This is a genomic window from Streptomyces sp. NPDC045678, assembly GCF_056432085.1.
Window position 1 is genome coordinate 512411 of record NZ_JBWKJS010000004.1, and the last position, 22061, is coordinate 534471.

3 protein-coding genes are annotated in these 22061 nt (G+C 71.7%); all 3 read left to right on the plus strand.

All coding sequences use genetic code 11. The annotated features are described in order from the left end of the window. Positions 1-68: 68 nt before the first annotated feature. The 3 genes from AC07DO_RS16855 to AC07DO_RS16865 are packed head-to-tail and all read left to right on the plus strand — an operon-like array spanning position 69 to position 22014. Positions 69-10634, plus strand: a complete 10566-nt coding sequence (locus AC07DO_RS16855) for an SDR family NAD(P)-dependent oxidoreductase (protein ID WP_479060328.1) — start codon at positions 69-71, stop codon at positions 10632-10634. Continuing rightward, complete coding sequence (locus AC07DO_RS16860; RefSeq protein WP_479060330.1) at positions 10631-15490, plus strand: type I polyketide synthase; 4860 nt, start codon at positions 10631-10633, stop codon at positions 15488-15490. The genes AC07DO_RS16855 and AC07DO_RS16860 overlap by 4 nt, the downstream gene beginning before the upstream one ends. Further along, positions 15487-22014: an SDR family NAD(P)-dependent oxidoreductase gene (locus AC07DO_RS16865; protein ID WP_479060332.1), complete on the plus strand. Its 6528-nt coding sequence runs from the start codon at positions 15487-15489 to the stop codon at positions 22012-22014. The genes AC07DO_RS16860 and AC07DO_RS16865 overlap by 4 nt, the downstream gene beginning before the upstream one ends. Positions 22015-22061 lie beyond the last annotated feature (47 nt).

Below are 22061 nucleotides of genomic sequence, written 5' to 3' on the forward strand. Positions count from 1 at the left end.
CACCTGACTGCGCGGTTCGTCCACGCCGACCTCCGACCTTGCCTGACGCACCGGGAGCGGACTACCACATGCCCAACGACGAAGAGCTCCTCGACTACCTGAAGCAGACCGCCGCGAACCTCCAGGAGGCGCGGCGCCGGGTGCATGAGTTGGAGGAGGGCGAGCGCGAGCCGATCGCGATCGTGGGGATGAGTTGCCGGCTGCCCGGTGGGGTGGGCAGTCCGGAGGAGTTCTGGTCGTTGCTGGAGGCCGGGGCGGACGCCGTCTCGGAGTTCCCGCAGGACCGGGGCTGGGATGTGGAGCGGCTGTACGACCCCGACCCGGACGCCCCCGGGCGGTCCTACGTCCGCGAGGGCGGGTTCCTCGACGGGGCAGGGCAGTTCGACCCGGGCTTCTTCGGCATCTCCCCGCGTGAGGCCGTCGTCATGGATCCGCAGCAGCGGCTGCTGCTGGAGTGTTCGTGGGAGGCGATCGAAAGGTCGCGGATCGACCCGAAGGCTCTGCACGGCAGCCGTGCGGGCGTCTTCGTGGGCTCGAACGGCCAGGACTACGGAACGCTTCTGCTGCGCGCCGACGACCGCTCCCACGCCTATCTCGCCACCGGCGCCTCCGCGAGTGTGCTCTCCGGCCGCATCTCCTACACCCTGGGCCTGGAGGGCCCCGCGGTCACGATCAGCACCGCGTGCTCGTCCTCCCTGGTCGCCCTTCACCTGGCGGCCCGCGCGCTGCGGGCGGGGGAGTGCGACCTGGCGCTCGCGGGCGGCGTGACGGTCATGCCGACGACCCGCCTGTTCGAGGTCTTCTCCCGGCAGCGAGGCCTGGCGGGGGACGGGCGCTGCAAGGCCTTCGCGGCCGGGGCCGACGGCACCGGCTGGGGCGAGGGTGTGGGCGTATTGGTGCTTGAGCGGTTGTCGGTGGCGCGGCGCAACGGGCATCGGGTGCTGGCGGTGGTGCGGGGTTCGGCGGTGAATCAGGACGGTGCGTCGAACGGTCTGACGGCGCCGAACGGTCCGTCGCAGCAGCGGGTGATCCGCGCCGCGTTGGCCAACGCACGCCTGGCGCCGGACGACGTGGACGCCGTGGAAGCACACGGTACGGGGACGTCACTGGGTGATCCGATCGAGGCGCAGGCGCTGTTGGCGACGTATGGGCAGGGCCGGGATGCCGAGCGTCCGTTGTGGCTGGGGTCGGTGAAGTCGAACATCGGTCACGCGCAGGCCGCCGCCGGCGTGGCCGGTGTCATCAAGATGGTCAAGGCGATGCAGGCGGGTGTGCTGCCTCGGACGCTGCATGTGGACGAGCCGTCGGCGGAGGTGGACTGGGACTCGGGTGCGGTGCGGTTGCTGACCGAGGAGCGGGAGTGGCCGTCGGAGGGCGGTCGTCTGCGGCGGGCGGGTGTGTCCTCGTTCGGGATCTCCGGCACCAACGCTCACGTGATCATCGAGGAGGCGCCGGCGGAAGAGGCGGTGCCGCAGTCGGACACGTGCGGTGTGGTGCCGTGGGTGCTCTCCGCGCGGACGGCAGAGGCGCTGCAAGCGCAGGCGGTGCAACTGGGCGCGTCTGTCCGTGGGTTGGGCCCGGCTGATGTGGGGTGGTCGTTGGTTTCGACGCGTGCGGTGTTCGAGCATCGGGCTGTGGTCGTGGGCCGGGAGCGGGATGACTTCGTCCAGGGGCTGGAGGAGGTCGCGCAGGGCCGGGGGGTTCGGGGTGTCGCCTCTTCCGCGCCGGGTGGTCTGGCGTATGTCTTCGCTGGTCAGGGGAGTCAGCGGTTGGGGATGGGCCGGGGGTTGTATGAGCGGTTCCCGGTGTTCGCCGAGGTTTTCGACGAGGTGTGTGAGCGGATCGGCTCGGGTTTGCGGGGGGTGGTGTTCGGTTCGGATGCGGGTGAGTTGAACCGGACGGGGTGGGCGCAGGCGGGGTTGTTCGCGTTGGAGGTGGCGCTGTTTCGGTTGTTGGAGTCGTGGGGTGTGCGGCCGGGGTATCTGGTCGGTCATTCCATTGGTGAGTTGTCGGCGGCGTGTGTGGCGGGGTTGTGGTCGCTGGAGGATGCGTGTCATGTCGTGGCCGCGCGGGCCCGGTTGATGCAGGGGTTGCCGTCCGGTGGGGCGATGGCCGCTGTCCAGGCCTCGGTGGAGGATCTGGCCGGTCTGCTGGGTGATGACGTGGTGGTCGCGTCGGTGAACGCGCCCGGGCAGGTCGTGATCTCCGGGCCTGAGGCGGGTGTGGAGCGGGTGAGGGCTGCCTGCGGGGTGCGTTCGCGTCGTCTGGCGGTCTCGCATGCGTTCCATTCGCCGTTGGTGGAGCCGGTGTTGGGGGAGTTCCGTAGGGTTTTGGAGTCGGTGGAGTACCGCACTCCGTCGTTGCCGGTGGTCTCCAATGTCACGGGTAGCTGGGTGGATCCTGTGGAGTGGGGGACGCCGGAGTACTGGGTGCGTCAGGTCCGTGAGCCGGTGCGTTTCGCCGATGGTGTCGATGCTCTTTTGCAGCGGGGTGTGAGGACGTTCGTCGAGCTGGGGCCTGCCGGATCGCTGACCTCGATGGTCACCCATTGCGCGGAGAGCGCGGACGTTTCGGTGACCGCTGTGCCCACCCTGCGTCCCGACCACGACGATGTCCGCACGGCCCTGACCGCGGCCGCCACCTTGTACGTGCAGGGCCACCCGGTCGACTGGGCCCCGCTGTTCCCGCAGGCCCGCACCGTCGACCTGCCCACCTACCCCTTCCAGCACCAGCACTACTGGATGCAGAACACCGGCGGTGTCACCGAGCCCGCGGAACTGGGGCTCGGCGATGCCCGGCATCCGCTGCTCGGCTCCGTCGTCACCGTGGCCGGGGACGACAAGGTCGTCTTCGCCGGGCGGCTCGCCCTGCACACCCATCCCTGGCTGGCCGACCACACGGTGCTCGGCGCGGTGCTGCTGCCGGGCACGGCCTTCCTCGAACTGGCGGTGCGCGCCGGTCAGGAGGTGGGCTGCCCGGTCGTACAGGACCTGACGTTGCATCAGCCGCTGGTCGTGCCCGAACGGGGCGCGGTGCAGGTGCAGATGGCCGTGGGAGCTCCGGAGGCCGACGGGCGGCGTACGGTCCGGGTGTACTCCCGCCCCGACGACGACGCGGAGCACGACTGGGTGCTGCACGCCGATGGCCTGCTGACGTCGGCAGACCCGGCGGAGGCCGTCGTGACGGCCGGTGCCTGGCCGCCGCCTGAGGCACAGGCCGTGGACCTCGACGGCTTCTACGCCGAACTCGCCGAGCACGGCTACCACTACGGCCCTCTGTTCCAGGGCGTCCGGGCCGCTTGGCGGCTGGGGGACGACGTTCTCGCCGAGGTGGTGCTGCCCGAGGCGGCCGGCGCCGACGCCGCCCGGTACGGCATGCATCCGGCCCTGCTCGACGCCGTCCTGCACGCGGCACGGCTGGGCGCCTTCCGTGAGCGGCCGGAGGAGAAGTACCTGCCGTTCGCCTGGGAGGGCGTGACCCTGCGTACCGGCGGGGCGTCCGCCGTACGCGTCCGCATCTCCCGGGCGGGCACCGACGCCATTCGGCTGGACGTCACCGACACCGTCGGCAGGCCGGTGCTCACCGCCGAATCACTCACCCTGCGCCCGGTCTCCGCCGGTCAGCTCACGGCCGTCCCGCGCGACTCGCTGTTCCGGGTCGACTGGGTTTCCGTGCCCGCCGCCGACGGTTCCGGCCCGCGGCCGGTCCTTGCCGCCACCGTGGAGGAGGCCCTCGCGGCGGACGCCGACATGGTGGTCGTGCCCTGTCTCGACAGCGAGGGTCCGCATCAGGCGACGTACGACGCACTGGAACTGTTGCAGCGCTGGCTGGCCGCCGACACCGGCACCACCACGCTCGCCCTCCTCACCCATCGTGCCGTGGCGGTCGGCGACGACGTCCACGACCTCGACCACGCACCACTGTGGGGCCTGGTCCGCACCGCGCAGACCGAACACCCCGACCGCTTCCGTCTTGTCGACTCCGACGACCCCGAACCGTCGCCGGAAACCCTGGCCGCAGCGCTCGCCACCGGGGAACCCCAGGTCGCGATCCGTGACGGAGCGGTCCTGGCCCCGCGGCTGACCGCGGTCTCCGCACCGCAGGCCCCGGCCGAGTGGGACCCCGACGGAACCGTCCTCATCACCGGCGGATCGGGCGCCCTGGCAGGGCTGGTGGCCGAACACCTCGTCGAACGTCACGGGGTACGCCGACTCGTCCTCGCGAGCCGCAGCGGCAGGCCCGCCCCGGGCGCCGAGCTGCTCGACGCCGACGTCACGGCCGTGTCCTGCGACGTCTCCGACCGGGACGCCGTGGCCGCGCTGCTCGCCTCCGTACCGGGCGACCACCCGCTCACCGCAGTCGTGCACACCGCCGGCGTGCTGGACGACGGCGTCCTGGCCGCCCTCACGCCCGAGCGCATCGACACGTCGTTCGCGGCGAAGGTCGACGGCGCCCGTCACCTCCACGAACTCACTTCCCACCTGGACCTGACCGCGTTCGTGCTGTTCTCCTCCGCGTCGGCGGTGCTGGGCGCGGCCGGACAGGGCAACTACGCCGCTGCCAACGCCTACCTCGACGCGCTCGCCGTCCACCGGCGCAGGAACGGCCTGCCCGCCGTCTCCCTCGCATGGGGGCTGTGGGCCGAGCACGGCGGCATGGCCCGTGGACTCGGCGACGCCGAGTTGACGCGGATCTCCCGTATCGGTGTCACCGCACTGAGCGCGGAGGAGGGCATGCGGCTGTTCGACGCCGGCTGCGCCGGACACCAGCCGCAGCTCGTGCCGATGCGGGTGGACGCGGCGGCGCTGCGCGCCCGGCGCGACCACCTCCCCGCACCGATGCGGAGCCTCGTTCCGCAGCGGCCGTCGGCGGCCCGTACACAGCCGGCCGCCTCGCTGCGGGACACGCTCGCCGGACTGACCGCTCCCGAACGCAAGCGCACGGTGCTCAACCTGGTGCGCAACGCGGTCGCCGACACACTGGGCCACAACGCCGCCGACGGCGTACCGCCCGACCAGAGCCTCGACGCGGCCGGGTTCGACTCGCTCACCGCGGTCGAGTTCCGCAACCGGCTCTCCGCCGCCATCGACCTGCGGCTTCCCGCCACCCTCACCTACGACCATCCCACCCCGGCCGCCATCGCCGAGCACGTCCTGACCCGCCTCGCCCCGGTGGAGGAGACCGCCGCCCCTGCCGTCGCCACCGCCCCGGCCGCGTCGCCGTCCGAGGACGACCCGGTCGTCATCGTGGGCATGGCCGGCCGCTTCCCCGGCGGCATACGCACCCCCGAAGATCTGTGGGACCTCGTCCACTCCGGCACGGACGCCATCTCGGAGTGGCCCACCGACCGCGGATGGGACGTGGAGAACCTCTACGACCCGGACCCCGACGCCGTCGGCAAGTCGTACGTACGACACGGCGGATTCCTGCACGAGGCGAGCGAGTTCGACGCGGGCTTCTTCGGAATCTCACCGCGCGAGGCCCTGTCCATGGACCCCCAGCAGCGGCTGCTCCTGGAGTGCTCGTGGGAGGCACTGGAACGGGCGGGCATCGACCCGGCCGTGCTCCGGGGCAGCCGGGCGGGCGTGTACGCCGGAGTGATGTACCACGAGTACGCCTCCCGCCTGGGCGCCGCGCCCGCGGGCTTCGAGGGCACCCTCGGCACCGGAAGCTCGGGCAGCATCGCCTCCGGACGCATCTCCTACACGTTCGACTTCACCGGGCCCGCGGTCACCGTCGACACCGCGTGCTCCACATCCCTCGTCGGCCTGCACCTGGCGGCGCAGGCTCTGCGGACCGGTGAATGCGACCTGGCCCTCGCCGGCGGCGTCACCGTCATGCACACCCCGCGCCCCTTCGTCGAGTTCTCCCGCCAGCGCGGCCTGGCCGCCGACGGCCGGAGCAAGGCCTTCGCCGCCTCCGCCGACGGCGTCGCCTGGGCCGAAGGCGCCGGAATTCTCGTCCTTGAGCGGTTGTCGGTGGCGCGGCGTCATGGGCGTCGGGTGTTGGCGGTGGTGCGGGGTTCGGCGGTGAATCAGGACGGTGCGTCGAACGGTCTGACGGCGCCGAACGGTCCGTCGCAGCAGCGGGTGATTCGGGCGGCGTTGGCGAGTGCGGGGTTGGGGTCGGCTGATGTGGATGTGGTGGAGGCGCACGGTACGGGGACGCGGTTGGGTGATCCGATCGAGGCGCAGGCGTTGTTGGCGACGTATGGGCAGGGGCGGGATGCCGGGCGTCCGTTGTGGTTGGGGTCGGTGAAGTCGAACATCGGTCATGCGCAGGCTGCCGCGGGTGTGGCGAGTGTGATCAAGATGGTGCAGGCGATGGGGGCGGGTGTGCTGCCTCGGACGCTGCATGTGGATGAGCCGTCGGCGGAGGTGGACTGGGGCTCGGGTGCGGTGCGGTTGTTGACCGAGGAGCGGGAGTGGCCGTCGGGGACGGGGCGTGTGCGGCGGGCGGGTGTGTCGTCGTTCGGGATCTCCGGGACGAATGCGCACGTGATTCTTGAGGAGGCGCCGGCGGGGCTGGTGGAGGAGGTTTCCCGGCCGGAGGCTCCTTCGGCTGTGGGTGTGGTGCCGTGGGTTCTTTCGGCGCGGTCGGCTGAGGCGTTGCGGGCGCAGGCTACTCAACTCGCTTCGTGTGTTGGTGGGTTGTCGCCGGTGGATGTGGGGTGGTCGTTGGCGTCGACGCGTGCGGCGTTTGAGCACCGGGCTGTGGTTGTGGGTCGGGATTCTGTGGAGTTGGTGTCGCAGTTGTCGTCGGTGTCGGGGGTTGAGGTGGTGCCCGATGCCGGTGGTGGTGTGGTGCTGGTGTTTGCCGGTCAGGGCTGTCAGTGGGTTGGTATGGGGCGGGAGTTGCTGGGCTCCTTGCCGGTGTTTGCGGAGTCGATGCGGGAGTGTGCTGAGGCTCTTGCGCCGTATGTGGACTTCTCTGTGCTGGATGTTCTGGGTTCGGTGGAGGAGTTGGGGCGGGTTGAGGTGGTGCAGCCTGCGTTGTGGGCGGTGATGGTGTCGCTGGCGCGGGTGTGGCGGTCGTGGGGTGTGCCGGTTGCTGCGGTGGTGGGTCATTCGCAGGGTGAGATTGCTGCGGCGACGGTTGCGGGTGGGTTGAGTGTGGGTGATGCGGCGCGGGTGGTGGCGTTGCGGAGCCGTTTGATCGCGGAGCGGTTGTCCGGGCTCGGTGGCATGGTGTCTGTCGCGCTGCCCCGCGACCAGGTCACCGCCTTGGTCGCGGATGTGCCGGGTGTGTCGGTGGCGGCGGTGAATGGTTCTTCTTCGACGGTGGTCTCGGGTGAGATCGCCGGTCTGGAGGAGGTGTTGGCCGGGTGTGTGGCTTCGGGTGTTCGGGCGCGTCGTATTGATGTGGATTACGCCTCGCATTCGGTGCAGGTGGAGTTGATCCGTGAGGAGTTGTTGAAGGTCCTGGATGGGATTGCTCCGCGTTCCGGTGAGATTCCGTTCGTGTCCACCGTGACGGGCGAGCGGATAGATACGGTCGAGCTGGGTGCGGAGTACTGGTACCGGAACCTGCGCCAGACCGTGGAGTTCCAGACCGGAGTGCAGACGCTTCTTGCTCAGGGGTATCGGGCGTTTTTGGAGTCCAGTCCGCATCCGGTGCTGACGGTCGGTATCGAGGAGACCGTTCACGAGAGTGGCGTTCAGGCTGTGGTTCTGGGCAGTCTGCGGCGTGACGAGGGTGGGCTCACCCGGCTCGTGACGTCTGCCGGGGAGGCCTGGGCGCGGGGTGTGCCGGTCGACTGGGCGGGGATGCTGGCCGGCGGCCGGCGGGTCGACCTCCCCACCTACCCCTTCCAGCACCAGCCCTACTGGCTCGAGGGACCGCGCGACCCCGCCGGGGACGTGACCGCCGTCGGGCTGACCGAGGCCGGGCACGCGCTCGTGCCGGCCGCGATCGACCTGCCGGACGGCCAGCGGGTCTGGACGGGACGGCTGTCGCTGTCCTCGTACCCGTGGCTGGCCGATCACCAGGTGCTCGGGCAGGTACTACTGCCCGGCGTGGCGTGGGTCGAACTCGCCCTGCACGCGGGCCACCAGGCCGGATTCGGCACCGTCGAGGAGCTCACCCTCCAGACGCCGCTCGTGCTGGGCGAGTCCGACAGCGTGCAGGTCAGGGTCGTCGTAGCGGAGACGGAAGAGCACGCCACGCGTACCGTGTCGATGCACTCGCGCCGTGACGACGGCGACTGGGTCACCCACGCCGAGGGGATCCTCGGCACGGCAGGACCGTCGCCGGAACCGCTGACGGAATGGCCGCCGACCGGTGCCGCACCCCTCGACGTCGACGGGTTCTACGACGAGCTCGCCACGGGCGGCTACCACTACGGGAACGAGTTCCGCGGCCTGCGACGAGCCTGGCGTGCCGGTGAGGACCTCGTTGCCGAGATCGCCCTGCCGGAGGGCGCCGACGCCGATGGATACGGCCTTCACCCCGGGCTCTTCGACGCGGCCGTGCACAGCGTGGCCTGCGCCCGGACGAGCGTGGGCAAGGACGATGACGGCCCCCGGCTGCCGTTCGCCTTCTCGGACGTCCGGCTGTTCGCCACCGGGGCGACCTCGCTGCGGGTCCGGATCGATCCGCGGAACTCCGCGTGGCAGGCGTGGGACGAGTCCGGGCTGCCGGTCCTCACCATCGGGCGGCTCGCCAGCCGGCCCGTCGACGCCGGCCAGTTCGCCGTACGGCGGGCGGGGCACCTCTTCCGGGTCGAAACGCGGCAGGAGGCGTCCACCGGGCCGGCCCCGGCCTCCTGGGCGGTCGTCGGAGCGGACCCGGCCGGACTTGCCGCGGGGCTGGAGGCCACGGGCGCGCAGGTGACGACGGCCACCGACCTGGCCGGCATCGCCCCGACACCCGAAGCCGTCCTGTTCACGCTTCCCGGCACGGAGGACGCGGGAGCCCCCGAGGATGTGCCGGCCGCCGTCCGGGCGGCGACCGCTCACGTGCTGGGCGTGGTGCAGGACTGGATCACCGACGAACGTTTCGGCGACGCCCGGCTGGTCGTCGTGAGCCGCGAAGCGGAGGACGGGGACCTCCTCCACGGAACGGTGCGCGGCCTCCTGCGCGCCGCACAGGCCGAGCACCCCGACCGCATCACCCTCGTCGACCTCGACGCTCATCCCGCCTCACTCGCGGCCCTTCCCGGATACGCACTCGGCCCGGAACCGGAGGTCGTCGTGCGTGCCGGAGAAGGCAGGGCCCCTCGCCTTGCCCGGGCGCAGGCCCCCGCCGGTGCGGGCTCACCGGGCACCGGCACCGTCCTGATCACCGGAGGCACGGGCACCCTCGGCGGTCTGCTCGCCCGGCACCTGGTGGAGACGCACGGAGTCACCCGGCTGCTGCTGGTCAGCCGGCGGGGACCGGCCGCCGACGGCGCGGACCGGCTGCGCGCCGAACTCACCGAGCGAGGCGCGCACGTCGACATCGTGGCGGCCGACATCGCCGACCGCGCGAGTGTGGCCGCGCTCCTCGCCGCGGTCGACACCGGCCATCCGCTGTCGGCCGTCGTGCACGCCGCCGGAGCGCTGGACGACGGCGTGCTCGGCACGCGGTCCGCCGACTGGCTCGACCCGGTCCTGCGGCCCAAGGCGGACGCCGCCTGGCACCTGCACGAACTCACCGCCGGAATGCCGCTGACCGCCTTCGTCCTGTTCTCCTCGGCCGCCTCGGTGCTCGGCGCGGCGGGGCAGGCCAACTACGCCGCGGCGAACGGCTTCCTGGACGCACTGGCCGCCCACCGCACCGCCCAGGGGCTGCCCGGCATCTCACTGGCCTGGGGCCTGTGGGAGCACCGCAGCGAACTGACCCGGCGGGTGGGATCCCCCTCCCGCAGCATCGCGGCCGTCGGCGCTCTGTCCACCCAGGAGGCCCTGGCCGCCTTCGACGCGGCCCTGGCCGCCGGGGAGCCACTGGCGGTGCCGATCCGGCTGGAGCCGACGTCCACCGAGGACGTCCCGCCGATGCTGCGCGGTCTGGTACGCGTACGCCGTCGGGCCGTCACCGGCGCGGAGCCCGCAGGGGCCGCGGGCGAAGGGCAGGAGGCCCGGCGGCGGCTGGCCGAGCTGGGCGCCGACGAGCGACAGCGGCGCGTGCAGCAGATCGTCCTCGACACCGCGGCGGCCGTCCTCGGCCACGACAACCGTGACGCCATCTCCCTCACCCGGGGCTTCCTGGAGCTGGGGTTCGACTCCCTGACGGCGGTACGGCTGCGCAACCAGCTCTCCCGTCAGCTGGGGCTGCGCCTGCCCGCCACCGCGGTGTTCGACCACCCCAGCCCGGCCGCCCTGGCCGCCCACCTGGCCGAGCAGCTCGTGGGCACCGTCGACCCGACCGCGCAGGCCGTGGAACAGCTGGAAGCCCTGCGCCGCAGCGTGCACGGATCGACTCCCGACGGCGGCCTGGACCGCGCCCTCGTGGCACAACGCCTGGCGGCCCTGCTCGACGAAATGCGTCAGCCAGGCAGCCCCGGCAGCCCCGGCAGCACCAACGGCTCGGAGGGCTCGGAGGGCTCGGAGGGCTCGGACGGATCGGACGGTCCCGGAGACGACCTGGAGAACGCGACAGCGGACGAGATCTACGCCCTCATCGACAACGAACTGGGTATCGGGGGTACGCAGTGAACAGCGACGACAAAGCACTCGCCTATCTCAAGCGGGTGACCGCGGACCTGCGGACCGCGAAAGCCAGGGTGCGGGAACTGGAGTCCGCCGGTACCGAACCCATCGCGGTCATCGCCATGGGCTGCCGGCTGCCCGGCGGTGTGCGCACTCCCGAGGACCTGTGGGACCTCGTGGCGAAGGGACGCGACGCGATCGGTCCCTTCCCCGCCGACCGCGGCTGGGATCTGGAGAACCTCTACGACCCCGACCCGGACGCGCCGGGCAAGGCCTACGTCCGCGAAGGCGGGTTCGTCCACGACGTATCCGGCTTCGACGCGGGCTTCTTCGGTATCTCGCCGCGTGAGGCGCTGGCGATGGACCCGCAGCACCGCCTCCTGCTGGAGTGTTCGTGGGAGGCGCTGGAACGGGCGGGCATCGACCCGTCCACCCTCAAGGGCACCCGCACCGGCGTCTACACCGGGCTCATGACGCACGAGTACGCGACCCGACTCCCGTCGGTCGACGACGAGTTGGAGGGCGTGATCGGCCTCGGCAACGCCGGCAGCGTCGCCTCGGGCCGTGTCTCCTACACGCTCGGCCTGAACGGCCCCGCCGTCACCGTCGACACGGCCTGCTCCTCCTCGCTCGTCGCCCTGCACCTCGCCGCCCAGGCCCTGCGGCAGGGCCAGTGCACCCTCGCGCTGGCCGGCGGCGCCTCCGTCATCGCGGCGCCTACGGTGTTCGCCACCTTCAGCCGACAGCGGGGACTCGCCCCGGACGGCCGCTGCAAGGCGTTCTCGTCCACGGCCGACGGCACGGGTTTCGGCGAGGGCGTCGGCGTACTGGTCCTGGAACGCCTCTCGGACGCCCGTCGCAACGGTCACGAGGTCCTGGCCGTCATACGGGGCTCGGCGGTCAACCAGGACGGAGCCAGCAGCGGATTCACCGCCCCGAACGGTCCGTCCCAACAGGACGTCATCCGCCAGGCCTTGGCCGAAGGCTTCCTGACCACTTCGGACGTGGATGTGGTGGAGGGCCACGGTACGGGGACGTCGCTGGGTGATCCGATCGAGGCGCAGGCGTTGTTGGCGACGTATGGGCAGGGGCGGGATGCCGGGCGTCCGTTGTGGCTGGGTTCGGTGAAGTCGAACATCGGTCACACGCAGGCCGCGGCGGGTGTGGCGGGGGTCATGAAGATGGTGCTGGCCCTGCGCAAGGGCGTGCTGCCTCGGACGCTGCATGTGGATGAGCCGTCGGGTGAGGTGGACTGGGACTCGGGTGCGGTGCGGTTGCTGACCGAGGAGCGGCAGTGGCCGTCGGGGACGGGGCGTGTGCGGCGGGCGGGTGTGTCGTCGTTCGGGATCTCCGGCACGAACGCGCACGTGATCGTCGAGGAGGCGCCGGAGGCGGAGCCCCGGCCGGAGGCTGCGTGTGTTGACGTGGTGCCGTGGGTGTTGTCTGCGCGGTCGGCTGAGGCGTTGCGTGAGCAGGCCGCTCAACTCGCGTCTGTAGCAGCTGAGTTGTCGCCGGTGGATGTGGGGTGGTCGTTGGCGTCGACGCGTGCGGCGTTTGAGCACCGGGCTGTGGTTGTGGGTCGGGATTCTGTGGAGCTGGTGTCGCAGTTGTCGTCGGTGTCGGGGGTTGAGGTGGTGCCCGATGCCGGTGGTGGTGTGGTGCTGGTGTTTGCCGGTCAGGGCTGTCAGTGGGTTGGTATGGGGCGTGAACTTCTCGCTGGGTCTGCGGTGTTTGCGGAGTCGATGCGGGAGTGTGCTGAGGCTCTTGCGCCGTATGTGGACTTCTCTGTGCTGGATGTTCTGGGTTCGGTGGAGGAGTTGGGGCGGGTTGAGGTGGTGCAGCCTGCGTTGTGGGCGGTGATGGTGTCGCTGGCGCGGGTGTGGCGGTCGTGGGGTGTGCCGGTTGCTGCGGTGGTGGGTCATTCGCAGGGTGAGATTGCTGCGGCGACGGTTGCGGGTGGGTTGAGTGTGGGGGATGCGGCGCGGGTGGTGGCGTTGCGGAGCCGTTTGATCGCGGAGCGGTTGTCCGGGCTCGGTGGCATGGTGTCTGTCGCGCTGCCCCGCGACCAGGTCACCGCCTTGGTCGCGGATGTGCCGGGTGTGTCGGTGGCGGCGGTGAATGGTTCTTCTTCGACGGTGGTCTCGGGTGAGATCGCCGGTCTGGAGGAGGTGTTGGCCGGGTGTGTGGTTTCGGGTGTTCGGGCGCGTCGTATTGATGTGGATTACGCCTCGCATTCGGTGCAGGTGGAGTTGATCCGTGAGGAGTTGCTGAAGGTCCTGGACGGGATTGCTCCGCGTTCCGGTGAGATTCCGTTCGTGTCCACCGTGACGGGCGAGCGGATCGATACGGTCGAGCTGGGTGCGGAGTACTGGTACCGGAACCTGCGTCAGACCGTGGAGTTCCAGACCGGGGTGGAGTCTCTGCTCGCCCAGGGACACCGGGTCTTCCTGGAGTCCAGTCCGCATCCGGTCCTGACCGTCGGCATCGAGGAGACGGCTGACCGGGTCGTGGCGTTGGAGTCGCTGCGTCGTGATGAGGGCGGGTTGCGGCGGTTGGTGGGCGCGGCCGGTGAGGCGTGGGCGCGCGGTGTGCCCGTCGACTGGGTGGGGATGCTCGCGGGCGGCCGGCGGGTCGACCTGCCCACCTACCCCTTCCAGCACCAGCCCTACTGGCTCGAAGCGCCGACGCCCACGGATCACGCCCTGACCGGCGGCCCGGCCGACGACGAGTTCTGGACGGCCGTCGAGCAGGGCGACGCCGCCGGGTTGGCGGGCCTGCTCCGGGGCTCGGTGGCCGAGCCGGGGCACGATCTCCACGGGCCCGTCGCGGATCTGCTGCCGACGCTGTCGGCGTGGCGTCGGGACCGGCAGCGCAGGGCGGCGGTGGACTCCTGGCGGTACCGGGTCGTATGGCGGCCGGTCGCCACACCGTCGTACGACGCGACGTTGTCCGGGCGTTGGGCGGTCGTCGTGCCCGCCGGTCACGAGGACGATCCCGTCGTCGACTGGGTCTGCTCGGCGCTGCGAGGTCACGGGGCCGAGCCCGAGCGGCTGGTACTGGAATCGCGGGAGAGCCGTTCGGCGCTGACCGCGCTTCTCGTCGCGGATCCCCCCGTGGGCGTGGTCTCCCTGCTCGGGCTGAGCGGGGCGGCGCACCCCGACCACGAGGTGCTGCCCGGCGCCGTCGCCGCCACCGTTCTGCTTTACCAAGCCCTCTCCGACGCGGCCGTACGGGCGCCGGTGTGGACCCTGACCCGTAACGGAGTGGCGGCCACGGCGACGGACCCGGTGGCTCCGCCGCACGCCGCGCAGGTGTGGGCCGTGGCCCGGGTGGCCGGCCTGGAGCACCCGGAGGCGTGGGGCGGCCTGCTCGACCTGCCCGGCAGTCTCGACGACCGCGCGACCGCCGTCTTCGCCGCCGTACTGTCCGCAGGCGAGGGCGAGGACCAACTGGCCCTGCGTGAGGCGGGGTTGCTCGCGCGAAGGCTGGCGCGTTCACCCGTTCCGCACGACGCGGCGGCGCCCGGCTGGCAGCCCCGCGACACCGCGCTCGTCACGGGGGGCACCGGCGGCCTCGGCGGGCAGGTCGCCCGCTGGCTGGCGGCCGCGGGCGCACGGCACATCGTGCTGGTCAGCCGTCGGGGGCCGGAGGCGGACGGCGCGGACCGTCTGCGCGACGATCTCACCGCCCTCGGCGTACGGGTGACCATCGCCGCGTGCGACGTCGCGGACCGCGCCGCGCTCTCGGCGCTCCTCGACCGGGTACAGGCCGACGGCCCGCCGGTACGTACGGTCGTGCACGCGGCAGGCTCCGGCCGCGCCGCGCGGCTGCTGGACACCGACGCCGAGGAGACCGCGGCGGTGCTGCGGGCGAAGACGGCAGGAGCGCGTCACCTGCACGAACTCCTGGACGACGTGGACGCGTTCGTGCTGTTCTCCTCCGGAGCCGGTGTGTGGGGCAGCAGCGCACAAGGCGCCTACGCGGCGGCCAACGCCTACCTGGACGCACTGGCCGAACAGCGCCGGAGCCAGGGCCGACCGGCGATCTCCGTCGCCTGGGGTGCCTGGGCCGGCGACGGAATGACGGCGGGCGCCGGCGAGGAGTGGTGGAGCAGGCAGGGGCTGCGGTTCATGGCCCCGGAGGCCGCCCTCGGCGCGCTGCACCAGGCCATCGACCGCGCCGAGAGTACGCTCGTCGTCGCCGACATCGACTGGCGGACGTTCGCCCCCCTCTTCACCTCCGCACGCGGCCGCCCCCTCATCGCCGACATACCCGAAGCCCGGCTCGAACCGACACCGGAAGGGGCGGACCAGCCCACGCCGGACCTCGCGGCCAAGCTGGCGGCACTGTCCGCGGACCAAGGGAGGCGGGCCCTCCTCGCCGAGGTGCGGGCGCAGGCCGCGGTGGTGCTCGGCCACCCCGGAGCGGACGCCGTACCGGTCGACCGGCCGTTCCGCGAGCTCGGCTTCGACTCCCTCAGCGCGGTGAAACTGCGCAACAGGCTGGTCACCGCCACAGGGCTCGACCTTCCGGCCACCCTGGTCTTCGACCACCCCACCTCCACGGCGCTCGCCGCGTATCTGGGCGCCCGGCTCGGAATCGACGGCAACCCGGCAGGCTCCGCGCTGCTGGAAGACCTCGCGCGGCTGGAGTCCACCGTCGCCACCCTGACGGCCGCCCCTCTCGCCGCGGCCGTGCCGGACGCCCGGGACCGGGCGGCGTTCACCGCACGGCTGCGGGCGCTCCTGGAGCGGTGGGGCCAGGCCGACGGCGAGGACGCGGCAACCGCCCGGGAAGAGGTCGACGACGTGAGCGACGACGACCTCTTCGACTTCATCGACGCGAAGTTCGGCCGTTCGTGACGTCCGTCGAGCACCACGAACTCCACGACGACCACGACCACGACCACGTACACGACGACGACCACCACGTACACCCCGAAGATCACGATCACCACGCGAAAAGGACGGGCCTCTCCATGGGGGACGAGCAGAAACTCCGCACCTACCTCCGGCGCGTCACTGCCGACCTGGCCGACGTGACGGAGCGGTTGCAGCGAGCAGAGGACAAGAACGCCGAGCCGATCGCGATCGTCGGCATGGGGTGCCGCTACCCCGGCGGGGTGCGGTCGCCCGAGGAGTTCTGGCACCTGCTCGACGAAGGTACCGACGCGGTGGCCGCCTTCCCCGAGGACCGTGGCTGGGACCTGGAGAACCTCTACGACCCCGACCCCGACGAGCCGGGCAAGTGCTATGTCCGCGAGGGCGGGTTCCTCTACGACGCGGGCGAGTTCGACGCCGCGTTCTTCGGCATCTCGCCGCGCGAGGCCCTGTCCATGGACCCGCAGCAACGGCTGCTGCTCGAATGCTCCTGGAGCGCGCTGGAGCGGGCCGGCATCGACCCGGGCTCGCTGCGCGGAAAGGACGTCGGCGTCTACGTCGGCGCATGGAACAGCAACTACGGCAGGGGCGGCGGGGCGGAGAGCTCCGAGGGCCACCTGCTGACCGGCAACGCCTCCAGCGTCGTCTCGGGACGTGTGTCGTACGCGCTGGGACTCCAGGGTCCCGCCGTCACCATCGACACCGCCTGCTCCTCCTCCCTGGTCGGTCTGCACCTGGCTGCCCAGGCCCTCAGGTCCGGCGAGTGCGGCCTCGCGCTGGCCGGCGGCGTCACCGTGATGTCCACCCCTCTGTCGCTGGTGTCCTTCTCCCGGCAGCGGGGACTCGCACTGGACGGTCGTTCCAAGGCGTTCTCGGCGGACGCCGACGGCATGGGCATGGCGGAAGGCGTCGGCGTACTGGTCCTGGAGCGCCTCTCGGAGGCGCGCCGCAACGGTCACGAGGTCCTGGCCGTACTGCGAAGCTCGGCCGTGAACCAGGACGGCGCCTCGAACGGTCTCAGCGCCCCGAACGGACCGGCGCAGCAGCGAGTCATCCAGGCCGCCCTGACCGTCGGCCGCCTCGCCCCCTCCGACATCGACGTCGTCGAGGCCCACGGCACCGGCACGGCTCTCGGCGATCCGATCGAGGCACAGGCGTTGTTGGCGACGTATGGGCAGGGGCGGGATGCCGGGCGTCCGTTGTGGCTGGGTTCGGTGAAGTCGAACATCGGTCACACGCAGGCCGCGGCGGGTGTGGCGGGGGTCATGAAGATGGTGCTGGCCCTGCGCAAGGGCGTGCTGCCGCGGACGCTGCACGTGGATGAGCCGACCTCGAAGGTGGACTGGTCGTCCGGTGCCGTGCGACTGCTGTCGGACCACACGCCATGGCCGTCGGAGGAGGGTCGTGTGCGGCGGGCGGGGGTTTCCTCGTTCGGGATCTCCGGGACGAATGCGCACGTGATCGTCGAGGAGGCGCCGGAGGCGGAGCCCCGGCCGGAGGCTCCTTCGGCTGTGGGTGTGGTGCCGTGGGTTCTTTCGGCGCGGTCGGCTGAGGCGTTGCGGGCGCAGGCCGCTCAACTTGCCTCTGTAGCGGATGAGTTGTCGCCGGTGGATGTGGGGTGGTCGTTGGCGTCGACGCGTGCGGCGTTCGAGCACCGGGCTGTTGTCGTGGGCCGGGATTCTGTGGAGCTGGTGTCGCAGTTGTCGTCGGTGTCGGGGGTTGAGGTGGTGCCCGATGCCGGTGGTGGTGTGGTGCTGGTCTTTGCCGGTCAGGGCTGTCAGTGGGTTGGTATGGGGCGGGAGTTGCTGGGCTCCTCGCCGGTGTTTGCGGAGTCGATGCGGGAGTGTGCTGAGGCTCTTGCGCCGTATGTGGACTTCTCTCTCGTGGATGTTCTGGGTTCGGTGGAGGAGTTGGGGCGGGTTGAGGTGGTGCAGCCTGCGTTGTGGGCGGTGATGGTGTCGCTGGCGCGGGTGTGGCGGTCGTGGGGTGTGCCGGTTGCCGCGGTGGTGGGTCATTCGCAGGGCGAGATCGCTGCGGCGACGGTTGCGGGTGGGTTGAGTGTGGGGGATGCGGCGCGGGTGGTGGCGTTGCGCAGCCGTCTGATCGCGGAGCGGTTGTCCGGGCTCGGTGGCATGGTTTCCGTCGCGCTGCCCCGCGACCAGGTCACCGCCTTGGTCGCGGATGTGCCGGGTGTGTCGGTGGCGGCGGTGAACGGTTCCTCCTCGACGGTGATCTCGGGTGAGATCGCCGGTCTGGAGAAGGTGCTGGCCGGGTGTGTGTCTTCGGGTGTTCGGGCGCGTCGTATTGATGTGGATTACGCCTCGCATTCGGTGCAGGTGGAGTTGATCCGTGAGGAGTTGCTGAAGGTCCTGGACGGGATCACCCCGCGTTCCGGTGAGATTCCGTTCGTGTCCACCGTGACGGGTGAGCGGATCGACACGGTCGAGCTGGGTGCGGAGTACTGGTATCGGAACCTGCGTCAGACCGTGGAGTTCCAGGCCGGAGTGCAGACGCTTCTCGCCCAGGGGCATCGGGTCTTCCTGGAGTCCAGTCCGCATCCGGTGCTGACGGTCGGTATCGAGGAGACCGTTCACGAGAGTGGCGTTGAGGCTGTGGTTCTGGGCAGTCTGCGGCGTGACGAGGGCGGGCTCACCCGGCTCGTGACGTCTGCCGGTGAGGCCTGGGCGCGCGGTGTGCCGGTCGACTGGGCGGGGATGCTGGCCGGCGGACGACGGGTCGACCTGCCCACCTACCCCTTCCTCCGGGAGCGGCTGTGGCTGGAGCCCTCACGCACCCGCACCGGGAACCTCAACGTGGCAGGACTGGTCGAAGCGGGACATGAACTCCTGCCCACCGCGCTGGAGTTGCCGGGCGGGCAGTGGGTGTGGACCGGCGAGCTGTCCCTCTCCGCGTACCCCTGGCTGGCCGACCACCAGGTGCTCGGGCAGACCCTGGTCCCCGGCGTGGCGTGGGTCGAACTCGCCCTGCACGCGGGCCACCAGGTCGGCCACGGCTCGGTCGACGAGCTCACCCTGCACGCGCCGCTCGTCCTCGGCGCGTCCGACACCGTGCAGGTCAGGGTCGTCGTATCCGACCTCGGCGAGACGGACCGCCGGGCGGTGTCGGTGCACTCGCGCGGTGACGACCAGGTTTGGGTGACCCACGCGGAGGGCTTCCTCACCGCGGCGGGGGCACAGCCGGAGACCATGGCCGTGTGGCCGCCGTCCGGTGCGGAGCCCGTGGAGGCCGACGGGTTCTACGAGCGTCTTGCCGACGCGGGCTACCACTACGGTCCGGTCTTCCAGGGCGTGCGCAAGGTCTGGCGTACGGGCGAGGAGCTCTTCGCCGAGGTCGCGCTGCCCGATGACGCCGACGTGGACGGCTTTGGCATCCACCCCGCCCTGTTCGACGCCGCCGTGCAGACCGCGGCCGCCGGCCAACTGGGCTCCGGCGAGACCAGGTTGCCGTTCGCGTTCGGCGACGTACAGCTGTTCGCGACCGGCGCCCGGTCGCTCCGCGTACGGGTGTCCCCGGCCGCTCAGCAGGGGATGGCGTGGGAGGCGTGGGACGCGACGGGACTTCCGGTCTTCTCCCTCGGACACCTCGCGACCCGGCCGGTCGACCGCGGCGGGCTGACCGTGAAACGGCCCGAGTCGCTGTTCAAGGTGGCCTGGGACGAGGCCGTCCCCGTCGTCGGAAGTACGACCGCCGCACACGGCGTCGTACTGGGCGACGACCAGCTCGGGCTCGGCGCCGCGCTGCGCGCCGCGGGCTGGGAGGTCGGGACCGCCCCGAACCCCGCCTCCGCCCCGGACCCCGCGTCCGCCGACACCGCCCCCGAGGTGCTGGTGCTGCCCTGCACGGGGACCGGCGAGCCGGACGCGGACCTGCCCGCGGCGGTCCGGGCCGTCACCGCCCAGGTGCTGGGTGCCGTACAGGAGTGGCTCGCCGACGAACGGCTCGCCGACACCCGGCTGGTGGTCGTGACCCGCAACGCCCTCCCCGGCGACCTCCTGCGCAGCCCCGTCTGGGGGCTCGTGCGCTCCGCCCAGACCGAGAACCCCGGGCGGATCACCCTCGTCGACCTCGACGACCACCCCGCCTCGGCGGCCGTCCTGGCCGAGGCGATCCAGTCCGACGAGCCGCGCATCATGATCCGAGAGGGCCGGCCCACCGCCGCCCGCCTGGTCCGCGCCACCGCACCCGAGCTGGAGCCGCCCGCCGGAGCCGGGTCCTGGCGGCTCGAGATCACCGAACCGGGCACGTTCGACAACCTCACGCTGGGCGTCTACCCGCACGCCGAGAAGACCCTCGCCGACAACGAGGTCCGGGTCGCCGTCCACGCGGGCGGCCTCAACTTCCACGACGTGGTCGCCGCCCTCGGCATGGTCGGGGACGACCTGACCCTCGGCCGTGAGGCCGCCGGCGTCGTCGTCGAAGTCGGAGCCGCCGTACCGGGTCTGGCCCCCGGCGACCGCGTGATGGGCATCCTGTCCTCCGGCTTCGGGCCCCTCGCCGTCACCGACCACCGCTACCTGGCGCGGATGCCCGAGGGCTGGACGTTCGCACAGGCGGCTTCGGTGCCCGCCGCGTTCCTGACGGCCTACTACGGGCTGTGCGACCTCGGCGGCATCCGCGCGGGCGACCGCGTCCTCATCCACGCCGCCGCCGGCGGTGTCGGCATGGCCGCCGTGCAGATCGCCCGGCACCTGGGCGCCGAGGTGTTCGGCACCGCCAGCCCGCGCAAGTGGGGCGCGCTGCGCGCCCTGGGGCTCGACGACGCACACCTGTCCTCCTCCCGCACCCTCGACTTCGAGCAGAAGTTCCTGGACGCCACCGAAGGCAAGGGAGTCGACCTCGTCCTGAACTCGCTGGCCCGGGAGTTCGTCGACGCCTCGCTGCGGCTGATGCCCGGCGGCGGCCGGTTCGTGGACATGGGCAAGACCGACATCCGGCGCCCCGAGCAGGTGGCGGAGGACCACGCCGGAGTCGCCTACCAGGCCTTCGACCTCGTCGAGGCGGGGCCGCAGCGCACCGGGGAGATGCTCGCCGAGATCGTCCGGCTCTTCGAAGCGGGCGAGTTCCGGCCGTTGCCGATCACCCAGTGGGACGTGCGCCGGGCACCGGAGGCCTTCCGGCACATCAGCCAGGCCAAGCACATAGGCAAAATCGTCCTCACCGTGCCCCGGCCCATCGACACCGACGGCACCGTCATGGTCACCGGCGCCACCGGCACCCTGGGCGGCTTCGTCGCACGGCATCTGGTCACCCGGCACGGCATACGACGGCTGCTGCTGGTCAGCCGCGGCGCGGAACGCACCGACCTGGTGCGGGAACTCACCGAGCTCGGCGCCGACGTCACCTGGGCCTCCTGCGACCTCGCCGACGCCACCGCCCTCGAACAGGCCGTACGGTCCGTCGACGACCGGCATCCGCTCGTGGCCGTCGTCCACTCCGCAGGCGTACTCGACGACGGCGTCATCGACAAGCAGAGCCCCGAACGGCTCGACACCGTGATGCGGCCCAAGGTCGACGCGGCCTGGAACCTGCACCGGCTCCTCGACAACGCCCCGCTGGCCGACTTCGTGCTCTTCTCCTCCGCCAGCGGCGTGCTCGGCGGGGCAGGGCAGTCCAACTACGCGGCCGCCAACGCCTTCCTCGACGCGCTCGCCGAACACCGCCGCACGCGGGGCCTCGCCGGACAGGCCCTCGCCTGGGGACTGTGGACCGATCGCAGCACGATGACGGGCCGGCTCGGCTCCACCGAGCTCGCCCGGATCGCCCGCAACGGCGTCGCCGAGATGTCCGAGCAGGAGGGCCTGGCCCTCTTCGACGCGGCCCGGGACAACGCCGAGCCGGTGCTGCTGCCCATGCACCTGGACATCGGGAGGCTCCGCAACCGCAGTGGCGAGGTGCCCGCGATGTTCCGCAGGCTGATCCACGCCACGGCCCGCCGCACCGCAGGCACCGCGGCCCGCGGCGCCGGACTCGAACAGCAGCTCGCCTCGCTGTCCGGCCCCGAACGCACGGAGCTCCTCCTCGGCCTGGTGCGCGACCACGCCGCGGCGGTGCTCGGCCACGGCACCTCCGACGCCGTCTCGCCGGACCGGCCCTTCCGCGACCTGGGCTTCGACTCCCTGACCGCCGTGGAGCTGCGCAACAGGTTCGCGGCCCTCACCGGTCTGCGCCTGCCGGCCACCCTCGTCTTCGACCACCCCAGCCCGACAGCCCTCGCCGGGCACCTCGCCGGCCTGCTGGGCACGGCCACGCCCTCCGCGGCCGAACCGGTACTGGCCGCCGTCGGACGGCTCCGCGCCGACCTGCGGTCGCTCACCCCGGACACCGAGGGTGCCGAGGACGTGACGATCCAGCTGGAGGCCCTCCTCGCCGAGTGGCGGGAGGCCGCGGAGAAGCGGGATCCGGAAGCGGTCAGGGACGACGACCTGTCCACGGCCACCGACGACGAGATCTTCGCGCTCGTCGACAGCGAACTGGGGGAGGCCTGATGACGGCCGAAGCACCTCAGGACAAGCTCCGCGACTACCTGAGGAAG